At 68.0% G+C, this 16,499-nt stretch carries 17 protein-coding genes; 6 read left to right on the forward strand and 11 right to left on the reverse strand.

Annotated elements, in window-relative coordinates; translation table 11 throughout:
* The first annotated feature begins 208 nt into the window (after positions 1-208).
* A complete protein-coding gene (locus ABS88_RS11080; protein WP_286749768.1) occupies positions 209-1,282 on the forward strand; it encodes a serine hydrolase domain-containing protein in 1,074 nt (357 codons plus the stop codon).
* A 191-nt stretch (positions 1,283-1,473) separates the two neighbouring features.
* Positions 1,474-1,647, forward strand: a complete 174-nt coding sequence (locus ABS88_RS11085; protein ID WP_076075692.1) for a DUF1328 domain-containing protein — start codon at positions 1,474-1,476, stop codon at positions 1,645-1,647.
* A 152-nt stretch (positions 1,648-1,799) separates the two neighbouring features.
* On the opposite strand, the gene ABS88_RS11090 is transcribed toward ABS88_RS11085, so the two are convergent.
* Positions 1,800-3,776 (reverse strand): DUF885 domain-containing protein, encoded by a 1,977-nt coding sequence (locus ABS88_RS11090; protein ID WP_353745069.1) that lies wholly within the window; start codon positions 3,774-3,776, stop codon positions 1,800-1,802.
* Positions 3,777-3,846: 70 nt separating this feature from the next.
* Here ABS88_RS11090 and ABS88_RS11095 point away from each other — a divergent pair, with 70 nt between their 5' ends.
* From ABS88_RS11095 to ABS88_RS11105, 3 genes are all read left to right on the forward strand, one after another.
* Entirely contained in the window at positions 3,847-4,476 is a 630-nt protein-coding gene (locus ABS88_RS11095) for an EF-hand domain-containing protein (RefSeq protein ID WP_286749770.1), read from the forward strand.
* A 121-nt stretch (positions 4,477-4,597) separates the two neighbouring features.
* Complete coding sequence (locus ABS88_RS11100) at positions 4,598-5,332, forward strand: response regulator (RefSeq protein ID WP_212597284.1); 735 nt, start codon at positions 4,598-4,600, stop codon at positions 5,330-5,332.
* Positions 5,329-6,669 carry an ATP-binding protein gene (locus ABS88_RS11105; RefSeq protein WP_286749771.1) on the forward strand — a complete coding sequence of 447 codons (1,341 nt, stop codon included), beginning with the start codon at positions 5,329-5,331 and terminating at the stop codon, positions 6,667-6,669. Before ABS88_RS11100 ends, ABS88_RS11105 begins: the two co-directional genes overlap by 4 nt.
* Positions 6,670-6,705: 36 nt before the next feature.
* On the opposite strand, the gene ABS88_RS11110 is transcribed toward ABS88_RS11105, so the two are convergent.
* The 7 genes from ABS88_RS11110 to ABS88_RS11140 form a co-directional block, all read right to left on the reverse strand.
* Positions 6,706-7,518 (reverse strand): acyl-CoA thioesterase, encoded by an 813-nt coding sequence (locus tag ABS88_RS11110; RefSeq protein WP_234002625.1) that lies wholly within the window; start codon positions 7,516-7,518, stop codon positions 6,706-6,708.
* Between the two features lie 114 nt (positions 7,519-7,632).
* Positions 7,633-8,802: a saccharopine dehydrogenase family protein gene (locus ABS88_RS11115; protein ID WP_286749772.1), complete on the reverse strand. Its 1,170-nt coding sequence runs from the start codon at positions 8,800-8,802 to the stop codon at positions 7,633-7,635.
* A 70-nt stretch (positions 8,803-8,872) separates the two neighbouring features.
* On the reverse strand, positions 8,873-9,361 hold the full coding sequence (locus tag ABS88_RS11120) for a DoxX family protein (RefSeq protein WP_082737232.1): 489 nt from the start codon (positions 9,359-9,361) through the stop codon (positions 8,873-8,875).
* Between the two features lie 72 nt (positions 9,362-9,433).
* Positions 9,434-9,988: a dCTP deaminase gene (dcd, locus tag ABS88_RS11125; RefSeq protein WP_067109979.1), complete on the reverse strand. Its 555-nt coding sequence runs from the start codon at positions 9,986-9,988 to the stop codon at positions 9,434-9,436.
* A gap of 39 nt (positions 9,989-10,027) precedes the next feature.
* Positions 10,028-10,495, reverse strand: a complete 468-nt coding sequence (locus ABS88_RS11130) for a cytidine deaminase (RefSeq protein WP_286749773.1) — start codon at positions 10,493-10,495, stop codon at positions 10,028-10,030.
* Positions 10,492-11,244: a glycoside hydrolase family 25 protein gene (locus ABS88_RS11135; protein ID WP_286749774.1), complete on the reverse strand. Its 753-nt coding sequence runs from the start codon at positions 11,242-11,244 to the stop codon at positions 10,492-10,494. Before ABS88_RS11135 ends, ABS88_RS11130 begins: the two co-directional genes overlap by 4 nt.
* 2 nt (positions 11,245-11,246) lie before the next feature.
* On the reverse strand, positions 11,247-11,744 hold the full coding sequence (locus ABS88_RS11140) for a UPF0262 family protein (protein ID WP_286749775.1): 498 nt from the start codon (positions 11,742-11,744) through the stop codon (positions 11,247-11,249).
* Positions 11,745-11,942: 198 nt separating this feature from the next.
* On the opposite strand from ABS88_RS11140, the gene ABS88_RS11145 reads away from it, so the two are divergent.
* Positions 11,943-13,454, forward strand: coding sequence for a replicative DNA helicase (locus ABS88_RS11145; RefSeq protein WP_286749776.1), 1,512 nt, complete (start codon positions 11,943-11,945; stop codon positions 13,452-13,454).
* A 120-nt stretch (positions 13,455-13,574) separates the two neighbouring features.
* On the opposite strand, the gene ABS88_RS11150 is transcribed toward ABS88_RS11145, so the two are convergent.
* The 3 genes from ABS88_RS11150 to ABS88_RS11160 form a co-directional block, all read right to left on the reverse strand.
* The gene (locus ABS88_RS11150) at positions 13,575-14,384 is read right to left on the reverse strand and encodes a phosphoadenylyl-sulfate reductase (RefSeq protein WP_286749835.1); all 810 of its coding nucleotides are present in this window, start codon (positions 14,382-14,384) and stop codon (positions 13,575-13,577) included.
* 61 nt (positions 14,385-14,445) lie between these two features.
* The gene (locus ABS88_RS11155; RefSeq protein ID WP_067109996.1) at positions 14,446-14,871 is read right to left on the reverse strand and encodes a DUF934 domain-containing protein; all 426 of its coding nucleotides are present in this window, start codon (positions 14,869-14,871) and stop codon (positions 14,446-14,448) included.
* Positions 14,864-16,498, reverse strand: coding sequence for a nitrite/sulfite reductase (locus ABS88_RS11160; protein ID WP_286749779.1), 1,635 nt, complete (start codon positions 16,496-16,498; stop codon positions 14,864-14,866). The genes ABS88_RS11155 and ABS88_RS11160 overlap by 8 nt, the downstream gene beginning before the upstream one ends.
* Position 16,499 lies beyond the last annotated feature (1 nt).

The following is a 16,499-nucleotide window of genomic DNA, read 5'->3' on the forward strand; positions in this document are numbered from 1 at the left end:
CGAGATGGAACCGGCCGAAGATGGACCCCCGCCTTCGCGGGGGAACACGGCTTTATACAATATCGCGGCGATAGACTCTGAATCCCCACAGACCTTAGGCACGGCTTCGGCGGCCTCGCGATCGGGGCTGCCGCAAGCGATGCTCCGCGTTCCGCGCCGCAACCGCGCGGGGCGTTTTGCCCGTCCATCCATCGATCGAGGATAAGCCATGTTGTTAGCCAGCCAGGACCATCGCGATGCGGCCTTTCGCGCGGTCGAGGAACTTCCGGGCATCAAGGTCGCCACGATTCGCGCCGGAAACCGGATGCACCCGGTCCCGCAGGGGCGGATCATCGACCTGGGGTTCGATATCGGCGCGCATATGGCGAAACAGCGCAACGCCGGGTTGATCATCGTTCAGGATGGCGCGATCCGGTTCGAACGCTATGCGCTCGGCTATACCGCGACCGGCCGCTGGACGAGTTTTTCGGTCGCCAAGAGCATCACGTCCACGCTGGTCGGGGCGGCGCTGCAGGACGGATATATCGGAAGCCTCGACGACAGGGTGTCGACCTATCTTCCGGCGCTGCTGGGCTCGGCCCTCGAAGAGGTGACGGTGCGCCAGTTGCTCACCATGTCCTCCGGCGTGAAATGGAACGAGGATTATGAGGACCCCGCGTCCGACGTATCGCGGTTCAACAGCCAGAAACCGGTGCCGGGCGAGGATGTCTCCGTCAGCTACATGAAGGCGCTGCCACGCGAGGCGGCGCCCGGCACGACATGGGTGTACAAGACGGGCGAAACGAACCTGATCGGCGTCCTCGTTTCGGCGGCGACCGGCAAGCGGCTGTCCGATTATCTGTCCGAGAAGATCTGGAAGCCGTTCGGCATGGAGGACGATGCGGTGTGGATGCTCGGCGCGACCGGGCACGAGATCGCGGGCTGTTGCATTTCCGCGAGGTTACGGGATTTTGCGCGCTTCGGTCTGTTCATGATGGGCGGCGGCGTGGCGGGCGGACAGCAGGTCCTGCCCGATGACTGGATCGCGCAGGCGACGACGAAGGCGTATGATGTCGACATTCCCGGCCGCGGCTACGGCTATCAATGGTGGACGAACGACGACGGCAGCTATTCGGCGCAGGGCATATACGGGCAGGGCATATTCGTCGACGCCGCGCGGCGGCTGGTCATCGCGTCGAACGGCAACTGGCCGGTCGCCACCGATCCCGACGGCCTCGTCGCGGAGCGCGAGGCCTTCTACAAGCGCGTTCAGGCGGCGGTAGACCGGGAACAGGCGGCGTAACGCCGGACAAGGGGTCGCGCCTCCATCCCGTGCCGGCCACGCCCCGGAACTTTCGGCCGGTGCGGTCGTTTGATCAGGGCCCTTGCTATTCAGCAGATTGCGGCGCGGCCAAGGGCCGTCCGTCCTTGGAAAACTGCGTTGACGCGCGTTTCCCAAGGCCGATTTGCGCGCCGGCTTGGAGGAGGTATCGGATGTTCAAATGGGCCCTTATTTTCGCCGTGATCGCCCTGGTTGCCGCGGTGCTCGGCTTCGGCGGCATCGCTGGCGCGGCGGCCGGCATCGCGAAAATATTGTTCTTCATCGGGCTGGCGCTGGTGGTCCTGTTCCTGATCCTGGGCGCCGCAGCGGCCCGGAAGGTCACCTAACGAACATTTTTTCGCATCCATGGAACCTTCCCGCTTCGCCGGACGTTTCCATGGCCTACTTGATCGAAAGAAAGAGTAGAATTTGGTTCGCGTCTTCGGACGCAACCTAGGGAAGCCCCGCCGCAGAGATGCGACGGGGCTTACTTTTTGGTTCAGGCCGGAAAGGCGGCGCGCACCCGGTTCTCGAGCACCGCGAGCGGGATGCGGCCCGCACCGAGCACGACGTCGTGGAAGCGCTTGATGTCATAGCCCGGCCGCCCCGACACCTCGTCGCGCAGCCGGCTGATCGCGGTCTGGCCGATCTTGTACGAACAGGCCTGGCCCGGATAGACGATATAGCGGTCGATCTCGGTCCGCGCCGCGCTGGGGGCCTCCGACGAATTCTGCACCATGAAGTCGATCGCCTGTTCGCGGCTCCATCCCATCGCATGCAGCCCGGTGTCGACGACGAGGCGCGACGCGCGGAAGGCATAGGAGGCGAGATAGCCGATCTTGCCCAGCGGATCGTCGTCGTACATGCCGAGTTCGTCGGCGACCTGTTCGGCATACAGGCCCCAGCCTTCGCCGAACGCCGTCACCGACGCCGTCTGGCGATAGAGCGGCAGCGCCGCATCCTCATATTTGAGCGCGCCCTCGAACAGATGCCCCGGCGCGCCTTCGTGATAGGCGAGGGTGGGCAGGGTGTAGCGCGGCCATTCGCCGGTATCGCGCAGGTTGATGAAGAAGATGCCGGGGCGCGATCCGTCGGGCGTGCCAGCCTGCGCCGACCCGCCGGGGGCGCCGATCTCGATCTCCGGCGGCACGCGCCGGATCTCGTAGGGCGCCTTGGGCATGCGGCTGAACACCTGCGGCAGGCGCGCGCGCACCGCGGTCAGGCGTCCGTTCAGATAGGCGAGCATCTCGGCGCGGCCGGCGTCGTCGTTCGCGAACAACTGTCCCTCCGCCTTGCCCAGCGCGTCGAGCCGTTCGCGAAGGCTGCCGTTGGCGTAACCCTGCGCCTTGAGCAGTTCGTCCATGCGCGCGGTCAGGTCGGCAAGCTGCTCGCGGCCGATGCGATGGATTTCGGCGGCGCCCAGGCTGGTCGTCGTATGCTGCGCAAGCGTCGCGGCATAATAGGCCTCGCCATCGGGCAGGCGGCCGACGCCCGCCGCATCGCCCGCGCGCGGCAGCAGCGCGGTGAGCGCGTCGATCTGGCGGGAGAGGGCGGCGCGGATCGGCCCTTCGAAAACCGCCGCGGCGCGCTCGCCATAGCCGTCGAGACCGATCGCGGCGCTGCGCCGCGCGATCGAGGCGACGAGCGTCTTGCTCGCGACGTCGCCGTCGCGCAGCCGCGCGAGCTGCCGGAGCGCCTGTTCGAGGATGAAGCGCGGCGCCACGACGTTCATCGCCGCGTTGGCGGCGACGATGCCGGTATCGTCGTCGAGCAGCGCCGGGACCGCTTCGAGCCGCGCCATATAGGCATCGGCGTCGGCCTTGGTCGCGACCGGGTGCTGGCTGTCGAGAAAGGTGCTGACGCCGGTGTAGAAGCCGCCGAGCTGGGTCACGGCATAGGGACCGGCCCGGTGGCCGAAGCCGCCGCTGTGATAGGGGAAGCGCGCGAGCCGCTGGCGCGCGGTGAGGTCGAACTCGGCGCTGTCGTGCGCGGCGCGGGCGGTGTCGCCCAGCGTGTCGGGATCGATCGCGCGCACCGCGGCGAGGTCGCTGTCGATGCGGCGGTCGCGCGCGGCGCGCCCGGCGGGCGACCAGTCGGGAAAGCGCGCGCGCAGGTCGGCGAGCGCGCCGGTGTCGAGCCCGAGCGAGGTGGCGCGGTCGGGTCGTCGCGCAGCCCCGCCTCGAACTGCGCCGCGAGCAGCGCGTCGAGCCGCGCGTCGGCGCTGTCCGCCGCGAACGCCGGCCGGGCGATCGCGGTGGCCGCGACGCTCCCCATTCCGGCGAGCCCCAATCCCGCGAGCAACGTCCGTCGGTCGAGTGCGAAACCCCTCATGTCTTTTCTCCTTATCGATCGCGCGTGCTAAACTCCGCGCGGGCGGGCCGCAACCGGGCCGCCGGCTTGCGCCGTCATGAACGGACCGCCGGTTTTGCGACAATTTGCGACAATTTTTCGTCGAGCGGGCAATGGCTTGGGACAAATGACCCCTAGAAGGCCGTCATCGGGACCGGCTTCTCTCCCCTCGGTCCCAGAACAAGGAGTTAGGTGACGTGAAAAAGAAGATCGCTTTTCTGACACTGGGCGCCGCGCTGATCGCGGGTCCGGTGCTTGCCGCCCCCGCGGGCGGCCCCCGCGCCATGGGCGACGCCGATGGCAATGGCGTGCTGACCCGCGCCGAGGCGCAGGCGCACGCCGCGCAGATGTTCGCCAAGCTTGACGCCAATGGCGACGGCAAGCTCGATGCCGCCGACCGCGCCGCGGCGCGCGCCGCGATGCAGGCGAAGATGTTCGAACGGCTCGACGCGAACAAGGACGGCAGCATCAGCAAGGCCGAATGGGACCAGCGCGCCGCCGAGCGTCAGGCGAAGCGCGGCGAACGGAAGGAAAAGCGCGCCGCCGCTGCCGGCGAGGCCCGCGAAGGCCCGCGCGCGATGCGCGGCCATCACGGCAAGCGTGGCGGCCATGGCATGCGCGGCGGGATGATGATGAGGGCCGACACCAACGGCGACAAGGCGATCAGCCGCGCCGAGTTCGAAACGGCCGCCCTGGCGCGCTTCGATCGCCTCGATGCCAACAAAGACGGGCAGGTGACGGCCGAGGAACGCAAGGCGCAGCGCGAGGCGAAGCGCGCCGAGTGGCAGGCCAAGCGCAACGCCGCTCCGGCCCCCGCCACCAACTGATCGGCGCGCGGACGGCGGCCGGGTGGCCTCGCCATTGCCTTTGCCGCAGTCCGCTGCCAGCACGGTATCGCCCATCGGCCCCCGGCCGGTGGGCGAACCTCATGTTTCAGGCAGATCGACGATGACCGACAGCGATACCCCCCGCATCCTGCTGATCGACGACGAGCCGTCGATCCGCGAGCCGCTGTCCGAGTATCTGGAAGGACAGGGTTTTGCCGTCAGCGACGCCGCGAGCGCGGCCGAGGCGCGGTCGGTGCTGCGCGCCAAGAGCATCGACCTGGTGGTGAGCGACATCATGATGCCCGGCGAGGACGGGCTGTCGCTGACCCGCCACCTGCGCGAGACGAGCCATATTCCCGTCATCCTGCTGACCGCGCGGGCCGAGGATACCGAACGGATCATCGGGCTGGAGATCGGCGCCGACGACTATGTCGTCAAACCCTTCAACCCGCGCGAACTGGTCGCGCGCATCCGTACCGTGCTGCGCCGGACGCAGGCGAACGGCCGCGCGCTCGACGCCGGCGGGACGAGCTATGCCTTCGGCCCCTGGGTGCTGCGCGAGGTCGAGCGCGTGCTGGTCGATCGCGACGGGCGCGAGGTGGCGCTGTCGTCGGGTGAATATCACCTGCTCCACGCGCTGGTGCGTCACCCGCGGCAGGTGATGAGCCGCGACCGGCTGCTCGACCTCGTACGCGGGCGGGAGGCCGACATTTTCGACCGCGCGATCGACAATCTGGTCAGCCGCCTGCGCAAGAAGATCGAGGACGATCCGGCGCGGCCGCAGATCGTCAAGACCGTGTGGGGCGGCGGCTATACGCTGGCGTGCGAGGTCAAGCGGATGGACGCGGCGACATGACGCTGCGCCTGTGGCCCCGCAGCCTGATCGGGCAGCTTGTCTTTGCGGTTGCCGCGATGCTGTTCATCGCGCAGGCGGTCAATTTCGCGATGCTCGCGCGCGGGCAGCGGCAGCAAATATTGGCCCACGGCGGCGGCATGGCGGTCGCGCGGATCATCGACGCCGTCGAACGCGACCGGCGCGGCGTGACCGAAGCCGACGACAGCGATCACAATCGGCGCGAGCGCGTGCAGCGGCTCGTCATATCGAACGAACCGACCCGGCCGCCGCCGCAGGCCGAAGCGGCCCCCGCGCTCGCCGCCTATGTCGCCGGGCTGCTCGACGAGGCCGACGTCCGTGCCGAGCGGGTCGATGCCTGGGCCCTGCCGCCGCGGCCGCACGCGCAGCGCACGGGCTTCTCCTCGCGGACGGTCGTCGTGTCGGCAAAGGTGGGGGATCGCTATTATGCGGTGCGCAGCCGGATTCCGACCGACGGAAAGCGGCTGCAGGGTTTCCTGCTGTGGCAGACGCTCTCGCTCTATCTGCTGCTGCTGGTGCCGATCCTGTTCATCGCCTGGCGCGCCGCCGCGCCGCTGCGCGACCTGACGCGCGCCGCGCGCGGCAATCCGGCGCTGCGCGACACGACTCCGCTCGTCGAGGCGGGGCCGTCGGACGTGCGCGACCTGATCAGTGCCTTCAACGCCTATCGCGCGCGGATCGCGGCGATGCTCGCCGACAAGGACCGGATGCTCGGCGCGGTCGGGCACGACCTGCGGACCCCGCTCGCCAGCCTGCGCGTGCGCGTCGAGCAGGTCGAGGATGCGCGGCTGCGCGACAAGATGATCGCGTCGATCGAGGAGATGACGGCGATGCTCGCCGACATATTGGCGCTGGCCCGCGCCGGCTCGGGAACCGAAGCGCGCGAGGCGGTGGGGCTGGACGCGCTCGCCGGCGACGTGGCGGCCGATTATCGCGAGCAGGGCAAGGACGTCTCGCTCGCCGCCGTCGCCGCCGTGACGGTGCAGGCGCGGCCGATGCTGCTGCGCCGGGCGCTGCGCAACCTGATCGACAATGCGGTCGCCTATGGCCTGCGCGCACGCCTGTCGGTGAAGGTCGCGGACGGCGAGGCGCGCCTGATCGTGTCCGACGACGGTCCCGGCCTCGCCGAAACGCAGATCGAAGCGCTGATGGAGCCCTTCGCGCGCGGCGAGGAATCGCGCAACCGCGCGACCGGCGGCGCCGGGCTGGGACTGGCGATCGCGCGCGAGATCGCCGAAAGCGAGGGCGGCCGCCTGACGCTGGCCAACCGCGCGGGCGGCGGCCTCGACGCGGTGATCGCGCTGCCGGTTCCGGAGTGAAGCGACGTCCTGCTATCGGCGGTTAGATCGCGATCGTCATGCGTACACCGCAACCGCCTGGCTACCGCTCAGCACCGGCTCGCCGGCGCGGTTCCACAGCATCATGTCCTGCACCGACAGCCCGCGGCGCGCATAGCCTGTCCTGGCCGACAAAAGCCACCAGCCGTCGTCGGTCTCGGGCGTCGCGGTGAGCATGTTGACGGTCCAGTTCATCGAGCTGATCGGCCCGAATTCGCTGAACAGCGCCATCGCCGCGGGCGGCAACGCGTCGCCGAGCGCGAGCAGCGCGACGGTGGGGTGGCACCGCGGTTCCTCGACGAAGCGCACCCAGGTCAGATACTCGCCGACCTCCTGCTTCCAGCCGAAGCGCGGGCCGGTGGTCGGGCGCATGTCGAAATGCTTCGAGAAGGTCGGGCGCACCTTGTGCTGAGGAACCGGTTCCAGCGCCTCGGGCGGCGGGGCGTCGGGCATGGTCAGGCGATTGTGATCGACGTGGCTTTCCCGGTCGGGCGAGAAGGCGAACACCGCGGCGGTGCCGAAACCCGCCTCGCTCGACACGCCCGCATCGACGAACAGGCTCGATTTCGACCGGCGCAGCACCCGTGTCTCGACCGTGCAATCGCCGGCCACCGGGCCGACGAAACTGATCTGGGCATAGCGCAGCGGCGCATCGGTCGGGTGCAGCGCCATCGTGCCCGCGAGCGCCACCGCCGAACTGATCCCGCCATAGGCGGTGCGTCCCTGCATCCAGCCTTCGTCGATATGCGCGGTCGCGACATCGCCATCGGTCCGCAGCGTCGAGAGAAGGGTGTCGAGGGGAGAGAGAGAGGAGAGGGTCATATCCGTCATTTCGTCATGAATCCGTTCGCCCCGAGCCTGTCGAAGGGCCGCCCTTCCTTCGAGGGAAAGAAGAACGGTGCTTCCCCCGGCCTTGAGCCGGGGTCAGCACGAACGGAAGATGGGTCATTCCTCGATCTGGAAGCTCAACCCGGCCTCGGCGGTCAGCCGGTCGGTCAGTGCCTGCCCCAGCAGCGCGCCCGGCGTCCAGATGCCGCCTTCGCCCTCGGTCGCCAGCAGCGTCATGCCGGTTTCGGCGAGCATCTTCGACGTCGAGCCATAGCCGGGGTCGCGGTCGCCCCGCACCGAGGCGCGAATCGTCCGCCCGTCGGGATATTCGCCGATGAACAGGATGTCGTAGAAGCCGTTCTCGCGCTCCTCCCTGCTCGGCCCTTCGCCGGGCTTGAGCTTCGCGTCGCCGAACGGATTCGCCTTCGCCATCGCTTCGGCCATCGCCTTGCCGGCGTCGCCGATCGTCGTCATCACCATTTCGTCATAGACGAGGTCGGCGCCCCAGCGGTGCCCGAGCAGAAAATTGGTGCGATGGACGTTCTTGGTGTTGATCGGCGCCATCACGAAGGGCGCGGTCCAGGTGCCGGTCGCCGGATCATGTTCGGGAACCAGCCCGCTCGGCTGGTGCGGCCCTTCGAAACCGGGGGTGAGCGCGAAGCTCGACTTGAGCAGCAGCGCCAGCGACGGCTTCTTCGCGACGGCTTTCAGCGTCTCGGTCAGGCTGGCGATCGTGCCGCCCGACGCGCCGCCCTTCATCTGGCGCACCCGGCCCTTCACGCGCGGCGCGGGGGCGCTGTGGCGCTTCACCGCCTCGGCCTGCAGGAACAGCACGCCGAGGTCGAAGGGGATCGAATCGAAGCCGCACGAAAAGGTGATGCGCGCGCCCGACGCCCTGGCCGCGTCCTGGTGCGCGTCGATCATCTCGCGCATCCAGCCCGGCTCTCCGCACAGGTCGGCATAGGCGGTGCCCGCGCGCACGCAAGCGGCGACGAGGGCGCTGCCGTAGAGCTGATAGGGGCCGACCGTGGTCAACACCACGCGCGTGCGCGCGGCCATCGCGTCGAGGCTCGCGGGATCGTCGGCGTCGGCGACGATCAGCGGGGTTTCCTCGTCGGCGCCGATCAGGTCGCGCACCTCGGCCAGCTTGTCGAGACTGCGCCCGGCCATCGCCCAGCGCGGCGCGTCCGCGCGGCCCTTGTAATGATGCGCGAGATATTCGGCGACGAGCCGCCCGGTGAAACCCGTCGCGCCATAGACGATGATGTCGAGATCGCGGGATGCCATGAAACCCTCCCTTTACGTAAACGTCAAGCGAAGGCTAGCGCAGGCGGACCGCGATGCCAAGCGCGAAGCGTCAGAAGCGCCACCACGGCCGCTTGACGACGACCGGCGCGCCCACGGCTTCGGCCTGACCCTCGGCGCGCGCGGCGCGCAGTTCGGCCTCGTGCAATTCGATCTCGTCGCGGCGCCTGCGGCGCAGCGCATCATAGCTCCAGCGCGTGTGGCCATAGCCGAAGAGGCAGAGCAGGCCGCCCGCGATCGCCAGATTCTTCATCGCCGCCATCGCCTGCACGGGATCGGTGAAATCGCGGTGGAAGAAGAGGATGGTGAGCAGCACGAACGCCGCCAGCAGCAGCGAGAAGGCTCGCGCATAGATGCCGAGCGCGATGCAGACGCCCGCGATCAGTTCGAACAACCCGGTCGGAACGGCGAGCCAGCCGGGCAGGTCGGCGGCGGAGATCATCGCGCTGGTGTCGTTGACGTGGATCAGCTTGTTGATCCCCGAGACGACGAAGATCAGCGCGATGAACAGGCGGCCGATGAAGACGGCGATCATGGACATGGAACATCCTCCGACACGCGCCCCTTCCGCTTGGGGAGATGACGCGCGAGAGGGCGGGGCGGTTCCGCGGGATCAGAGCTTGGGCAGCGTCACGCCCTTCTGCCCCATATATTTGCCCGCGCGGTCGGCGTAGCTCGTCTCGCACGGCTCGTTGCCCTGCAGGAACAGGAACTGGCACGCGCCCTCGTTGGCATAGATTTTCGCGGGTAGGGGGGTGGTGTTCGAAAACTCCAGCGTCACATGACCCTCCCAGCCGGGTTCGAGCGGGGTGACGTTGACGATGATTCCGCAGCGCGCATAGGTCGATTTGCCGAGGCAGATGACGAGCACGTCCCTGGGGATGCGGAAATATTCGACCGTGCGCGCGAGCGCGAAGCTGTTCGGCGGGATGATGCAGACGTCGGTCTTGCGGTCGACGAAGCTGTTCGACGCGAAATCCTTGGGATCGACGACCGCGCTGTCGACATTGGTGAAAATCTTGAACTCGTCGGCAACGCGCGCGTCATAGCCGTAGGACGACAGGCCATAGCTGATGCAGCCGTCGCGCCGCTGCGCCTCCACGAACGGCTCGATCATCTGCTGCGTGCGGGCGGCGTCGCGAATCCATTTGTCGGAAAGAATGGCCATGCCGCCGTCTTGTCGGCGCGCGCGCCTTTGCGCAAGCGGTCAGTCGCGGACGAGGCCCATATCCTTCGGCCCGAAGGCGGCGGGGAGCAGATCGCTCAGCCGATAGCTTTCCACCGCCGTGCCGTCGCCCGATGCGCAATGGACCCAGATGTCGGTCTTCGACTGCTCGGCCGCCTCGTTCAATATCTGGCGGCAGCGGCCGCACGGATGCACCGCCTCGGCACCGGCCAGCGGCGCGCCTTCGGGGCGGCCGCCGACGATCGCGACCGCGGCGAGTTCGCCGATCCAGCCCTCGTTGGCGATCTTCGCGATCGCCGCGGTTTCGGCGCACAGCGTCAGGCCATAGCTCGCATTCTCGACATTGGCGCCGGTGACCACGTCGCCGTTCTTGAGCAATAGCGCCGCACCGACGTGAAAGCCCGAATAGGGGGCATAGGCGCGCGCGGCGGCCTCGCGCGCCGCGTCGATCAGCGCGTCGCGGTCGGCGTCGGTCGGATCGTCGGTCATGGCGTGGTTCCTTCGGGGCGCACGACGTTCCAGCCGACCGTGCCGTCGGCGCCGGCGATGCGCAGATAATGGTTGGCCTGCCACATCACCCAGGGATGGGCGCCATAGTCGGGCTCGAAGAAATCGCGGCGCAGCCAGGTGGTGCGCGCGATGCCGCTCGTTACCTTGTAATCGGCCTCGAACGCGGCGCCGGGCGCGATCAGGCTGCGCTTGCCCATATGCGCCTCGATCTGCGCCAGAAAGGTCGCGAGTTCGCTCAGCAGCAGCGCGCGCGTCGGCCGGTCGGGGCAGCGGTCGTCGTAATCGAGCCAGACCACCGGAGGCAGCGCGTCGGTGCGCCGCGGGACGTGGCGGATGAAATTGGCCGCCTGGTCGGTGGCGAGGCGGCACAGGCTGTAATGGTGGATCGGACCGGTGCGCACCCCGGCGTCGCGCGCCGCGGCCATGTTGCGCGCGTAGAGCGGATCGACGCCGCTGTCGCCGTCGGTCGCCGCCAGATAGGCGAAATCGGCCCCCGCCGCCTTGACCGAACCCCAGTGGACCTGGCCGTTCGAGGCATCGAGCGTCACCCCCTGCAACGGATATTGCGCGCGCGGCGGCGTCCAGCGCGCCGCCCACCACAATCCGACCCCGATGGCGAGCACGGCCAGCAGCAGCACCCCGCCGACGCGCCGCAACCCGCGCGCCGCCGCCTCGCGCCAGCCGGGCGTCGCCCGCTTGTTCCCGCGCTGGATCGCCCCCTTCGCCATGCTCACCCCTTGATGTGCAGCACGCAGATCAGCGTGAACAGACGGCGCGCGGTGTCGAAATCGACCGCGATCTTGCCGTCCAGCCGGTCCATCAGCATCTCCGCCGCTTCGTTGTGAAGCGCGCGGCGCGCCATGTCGACGGTTTCGATCTGCTGCGCGGTCGCCGACCGGATCGCCTGATAATAGGAATCGCAGATCGCGAAATAGTCGCGGATCGGCCGGCGGAAGCGCCCGAGGCCGAGGATGACCGCTTCGAGCGGCGACCCGTCATCGCGGCTGATCTCGAAGATCAGCCGGCCGTCCTCGACCCGCAGCATCAGGCGGTAGGGCCCGGCATAGCCGTCGGGATGGCCGCGCTGCGGCACGAACTTGTTGTCCTCGATCAGGTCGAAGATGGCGACGCGCCGTTCCTGCTCGACATCGGGATTGCGCCAAACGATCGTGCCCTCGTCGAGTTCGACCGAGATGATGCGCTGCTTCGATGGGTCGGCGTCGGTCATGATGAAGGTGCTTCTACCCGCCGCACGGCGAAGGGCAAGGGGGCGGCTAGGTCCCCCCTCCCGCAGGCGGGAGGGGTTGGGGGTGGGCCTGCGGGAGGGGGAGGCCGCAAAACTATCCCCAGAACGCTCCACGGCAGGCGTGGCCGCGACGATCAACGCCGTTGCATATGGTTTCGGGGGGTTCCATTATGCGTCGCCATGCCCGAGCTAGCCCTGTTCCCCACTCCGGTTCTCACCGGGGACGACCGCCAATTGCCCCGCAATATCGAGGCCGAGGCCGCGTTCCTGGGCGCGATCCTGATCGACAACCGAGTCGTCGAGGATCTGCCCGTGCAGCTTTCGCCCGCGCATTTCTTCGAACCGCTGCACGGGCGCATCTTCGCGCAGGCGATGGCGCTGGTCGAACGCAACAGCATCGCGACCCCGGTGACGCTCAAGCCCTTTTTCGAGGGCGACGAGGCGATGAAGGCGGTCGGCGGCGTCGGCTACCTCGCGCAGCTCACCGGCAGCGGCGCCGGGCTGATCGGCGTGCGCGATTTCGCGCGGCAGATCTACGACCTCGCCCTGCTGCGCGAGCTCGTGGGGGTCGGCCGCACGCTCGTCGACAATGCGCTCGACACCAGCGAGAGCGTCGATCCGCAGGCGCAGATCGAGGAGGCCGAGACCTCGCTCTACAAGGTCGCGGGCGGCGATGCCGAACTGGGGTCGGTCAAGAGCTTCAGCGCCGCGAGCCTCACCGCGCTCCAGGCGGCCGAACGCGCGCTCAATTCGGGCGGTCACCTGTCGGGCACGACGACCGGCATCGCGAGCGTCAACGCCAAGATCGGCGGCATGCACAATTCGGACCTGATGATCCTCGCCGGCCGTCCGGGCATGGGCAAGACCTCGCTGGCGACCAACATCGCCTATAACGCCGCCGAGCGCTGGCGCCGCGACGAAGAGGACGGCATTCCGCCCGAAAAGAACATGGGCGCGAAGGTCGCCTTCTTCAGCCTCGAAATGTCGGCCGACCAGCTCGCGACGCGCGTCCTGGCCGAACAGTCGGGCGTGTCGGGCGAAGCGCTGCGCATGGGGAAGATCAGCAAGGAGCAGTTCCAGCAACTATCGCGCGCCGCGCAGCAGCTCCAGACGCTGCCGCTGTTCATCGACGATACGCCGGGCCTGACGATCGCCGGTCTGCGCACGCGGGCGCGGCGGCTGCAGCGGCGGCACGGAATCGGGTTCATCGTCGTCGACTATCTCCAGCTTCTGCAGGGCTCGTCGCGCAGCGGCGATAACCGGGTGCAGGAGATTTCAGAGATTTCGCGTGGTCTCAAGACGTTGGCGAAGGAACTTAATGTGCCGGTGATGGCGCTGTCGCAGCTCAGCCGTCAGGTCGAAAGCCGCGAGGACAAGCGCCCGCAGCTTTCGGACCTGCGCGAATCGGGCTCGATCGAACAGGACGCCGACATGGTGCTCTTCGTGTTCCGCGAGGATTATTATGTCGCGGCACGCGAGCCGAAGCGCCCGGTGGAAGGCGACGACATCAAGATCCACGCCGCGCACGAGGAATGGGCGGCGGAGATGGAGCGCGTCTTCGGCCTTGCCGAACTGATCGTCGCCAAATCGCGCCACGGCTCGACCGGCAAGGTGCGCCTGCACTTCGAGGCCAAGACGACCAAGTTCAGCGACCTCGCCGACGACAGCATGGCCTATGCGGATTACGAGTAGGCCGATCGCTCAATAGCGTCGTCATTGCGAGCGAAGCGAAGCAATCTCCAGCTATTGGTCTCGCACAGGTCGATAGCTGGAGATTGCCGCGTCGCCTTCGGCTCCTCGCAATGACGAGCCTCAAAACGCCGGGTCGTTCGCCGGATCGTCGCCGATCGGGGTCACCGCTTCGTGGATGCCGCACTCGGTCTTGTCCCAGCCGCGCCAGCGGCCCGCGCGCGGGTCTTCGCCCGGCTTTACCTTCGAGGTGCAGGGCGAGCAGCCGATCGACGGATAGCCTTCCGCCTCCAGCGGGTGGCGCGGCAGGTCGTGCGCCTCGAACCAGGCGTCGAGCGCCTCGCGCGTCCAGTTGGCGAGCGGGTTGAACTTGAGGCGGCCCGAGCTGCCGTCGAGTTCGAAGCGCGGCAGGCCGGTGCGCGTCGCGGACTGGAAGCCCTTGCGGCCGGTGATCGAGGCGTCGAAGTCGGCGAGCGCCTTTTCGAGCGGCCTGACCTTGCGGATCTCGCAGCAGCCGTCGGGGTCGTAGGACCAGCGCAGGCCCGTCTCGTCCTTCTTCGCCAGTTCCTCCGGATCGGGCGTCAGCGTGACGAGGTTGAGCCCGAGCCGCGCCGCGAGCGTGTCGCGATAGGCGAGCGTTTCGGGAAAATGCTTGCCGGTGTCCAAAAAGAGCACCGGAATATCGGGCGCCGCGCGCGTCACCAGATGGAGCAGCACCGCGCTTTCGGCGCCGAAGCTCGAAACGATCGCGGTGTCGCCGAGCAATCCCGCGCCGAGCACGCTCGCGACCACCTCCGCGGCGTCCTGTCCGCGGAACAGATTGTTCAGGCGGACGACGTCGGCCTGCGTGAAGCGCGGCGCGACGTCGATCCGGTCGCGCCTCCTGTCATCCCCCGCATCGCCGCTCACGTCGCGCGCGGTCGGGACACCCATCGGCCGCGCATGGCCCTGGGGGGTCTCGACTTCGTTCGATGCGAACGGGAGTTTCGAGGTGTCAGCCATGCCTCAGTTTCCAGATCGGCACCGCGCCGTCCGCCGCATGCTGATAGACATGATCGTACCGGCGCAGCGACGCATCGACGTCGGCGCGGTTGAGCGGACTGTGCGGGGCGAAGCTGTCGATGCCGCAGCGCCGCATGAAGGCGACGAGGTCGACGAGCACGTCGCCTTCGGCGCGAATCTCGCCCTCATAGCCCGCCTCGCGCAGGATGCGGGCCGCGGTGAAGCAGCGGCCGTCGCGAAAGCGGGGAATGCCGAGTTCGACCAGCTTCACCCGCCCGAGTTCGGGGATCAGCCGCCGCGGGTCCTCGCCCGCTTCGAGCCGCACCGCGCTGGCGTCGGGCTGTTCGAGGAAGGCGTCGAGCGTGACCGCGGGTTCCTCGACCGGCTCGTCATTCCGAAAACGCAGGGCATCAGCCATAAATGGCCTCCTTGAAGGCGTCGAGGCCGACGCGGCGATAGGTGTCGAGGAAGCGTTCGTCCCCGGTGCGCAGTTCGCGGTAGCGCTCGATCGCGCGCTCGACCGCATCGACGACGCCGTCCTCGTCGAAGCCGGGGCCGGTGATCTTCGCCTGCGTCGTGTCCTCCGCGCCCGATCCGCCCAGCAGCAGCTGGTAGTTCTCGGTCCCCTTGCGGTCGACGCCGAGGATGCCGATGTGCCCCGCATGGTGGTGCCCGCAGGCGTTGATGCACCCCGAAATCTTGATCTTGAGCTCGCCTAGATCGCGCTGGCGATCCATGTCGGCGAAGCGCTGCTGGATCTTCTGCGCGACCGGGATCGACCGCGCGTTGGCGAGCGTGCAATAATCGAGGCCGGGGCAGGCGATGACATCGGTGACGAGGTCGAGGTTGGCGTCGGCGAGCCCCGCCGCCTTCAACGCCTGCCACACCGCATGCAGATCCTGTTTGCGGACATGCGGCAGCACGACATTCTGGGCGTGGGTCACCCGCAGATCGTCGAAGCTGTAGCGTTCGGCGAGGTCGGCGAGCGCCTCCATCTGCTCGGCGGTGACGTCGCCGCCGATGCCGCCGATCGGCTTGAGACTGACGTTGACGATCGCATAGCCGGGCGCCTTGTGCGCCACGGTCTGGTGATCGACCCACAGCGCGAAATCGGGGTCCGACCGGTCGATGGCCTCCGACAGGCCCGCCTCGAACGGCGGCGGCGCGAAATAAGCGGCGATGCGGTCATATTCGGCCTGCGGGAAGTCGGTGCCGAGCGTCAGGAAATGCTGGAACGCTTCCTCGACCTGGCGGCGGAACTCCTCTTCGCCCAGATCGTGGACGAGAATCTTCATCCGCTGCTTGTGGATGTTGTCGCGCCGCGCGTGGAGGTTCCACACGCGCAATATCGCCTGGAGGTAGGAGAATATCTGCGACGCCGGGCAGAAATCGCGGATTTTGTAGGCGATGAAGGGGGTACGCCCCATGCCGCCGCCGGCATAGACCTCGAAGCCTTCCTCGCCCGCTTCATTGCGGACAATGCGCAGCGCGCAATCGTGCCAGCGCAGCGCCGCGCGGTCGGCCGGCGACGAGATCACGCAGATCTTGAACTTGCGCGGCAGATAGCTGAATTCGGGGTGAAAGGTCGTCGCCTGCCGCAGCAGTTCGGCCCAGGGGCGCGGATCGCATATCTCGTCGGCGGCGGCGCCCGCATATTGATCGGCGGAGATGTTGCGGATGCTCTCGCCGCTGGTCTGGATCGCGTGCATCTCGACCGTCGCCAGCTCGGCGAGGATGTCGGGCGCATCTTCCAGTTTGATCCAATGATACTGGAGGTTCTGGCGCGTCGTGAAATGGCCGTAGCCGCGGTCATACTTGCGCGCGATCTCGGCAAGCTTGCGAAGCTGTGTCGAATTGAGCGTGCCATAGGGAATGGCGACGCGCAGCATATAGGCGTGAAGCTGGAGGTAGAGGCCGTTCTTGAGCCGCAGCGGCTTGAACTGGTCGTCGTTCATGTCGCCCGCGATGCGGCGGCGGGTCTGGTCGCGGAATTCCTCGACGCGCGCATCGACCATCGCGCGGTCATATTGGTCGTATTTGTACATG

Source organism: Sphingopyxis sp. SCN 67-31 (genome assembly GCF_001725095.1).

Coding starts and splice junctions, on each gene's coding strand:
- ABS88_RS11080 (WP_286749768.1), top strand. CDS start 209: ATGTTGTTAGCCAGCCAGGACCATCGCGATGCGGCCTTTCGCGCGGTC.
- ABS88_RS11085 (WP_076075692.1), top strand. CDS start 1,474: ATGTTCAAATGGGCCCTTATTTTCGCCGTGATCGCCCTGGTTGCCGCG.
- ABS88_RS11100 (WP_212597284.1), top strand. CDS start 4,598: ATGACCGACAGCGATACCCCCCGCATCCTGCTGATCGACGACGAGCCG.
- ABS88_RS11105 (WP_286749771.1), top strand. CDS start 5,329: ATGACGCTGCGCCTGTGGCCCCGCAGCCTGATCGGGCAGCTTGTCTTT.
- ABS88_RS11110 (WP_234002625.1), bottom strand. CDS start 7,518: ATGACGGATATGACCCTCTCCTCTCTCTCTCCCCTCGACACCCTTCTC.
- ABS88_RS11115 (WP_286749772.1), bottom strand. CDS start 8,802: ATGGCATCCCGCGATCTCGACATCATCGTCTATGGCGCGACGGGTTTC.
- ABS88_RS11120 (WP_082737232.1), bottom strand. CDS start 9,361: ATGTCCATGATCGCCGTCTTCATCGGCCGCCTGTTCATCGCGCTGATC.
- dcd (WP_067109979.1), bottom strand. CDS start 9,988: ATGGCCATTCTTTCCGACAAATGGATTCGCGACGCCGCCCGCACGCAG.
- ABS88_RS11130 (WP_286749773.1), bottom strand. CDS start 10,495: ATGACCGACGATCCGACCGACGCCGACCGCGACGCGCTGATCGACGCG.
- ABS88_RS11135 (WP_286749774.1), bottom strand. CDS start 11,244: ATGGCGAAGGGGGCGATCCAGCGCGGGAACAAGCGGGCGACGCCCGGC.
- ABS88_RS11140 (WP_286749775.1), bottom strand. CDS start 11,744: ATGACCGACGCCGACCCATCGAAGCAGCGCATCATCTCGGTCGAACTC.
- ABS88_RS11145 (WP_286749776.1), top strand. CDS start 11,943: ATGCCCGAGCTAGCCCTGTTCCCCACTCCGGTTCTCACCGGGGACGAC.
- ABS88_RS11150 (WP_286749835.1), bottom strand. CDS start 14,384: ATGGGTGTCCCGACCGCGCGCGACGTGAGCGGCGATGCGGGGGATGAC.
- ABS88_RS11155 (WP_067109996.1), bottom strand. CDS start 14,871: ATGGCTGATGCCCTGCGTTTTCGGAATGACGAGCCGGTCGAGGAACCC.
- ABS88_RS11160 (WP_286749779.1), bottom strand. CDS start 16,498: ATGTACAAATACGACCAATATGACCGCGCGATGGTCGATGCGCGCGTC.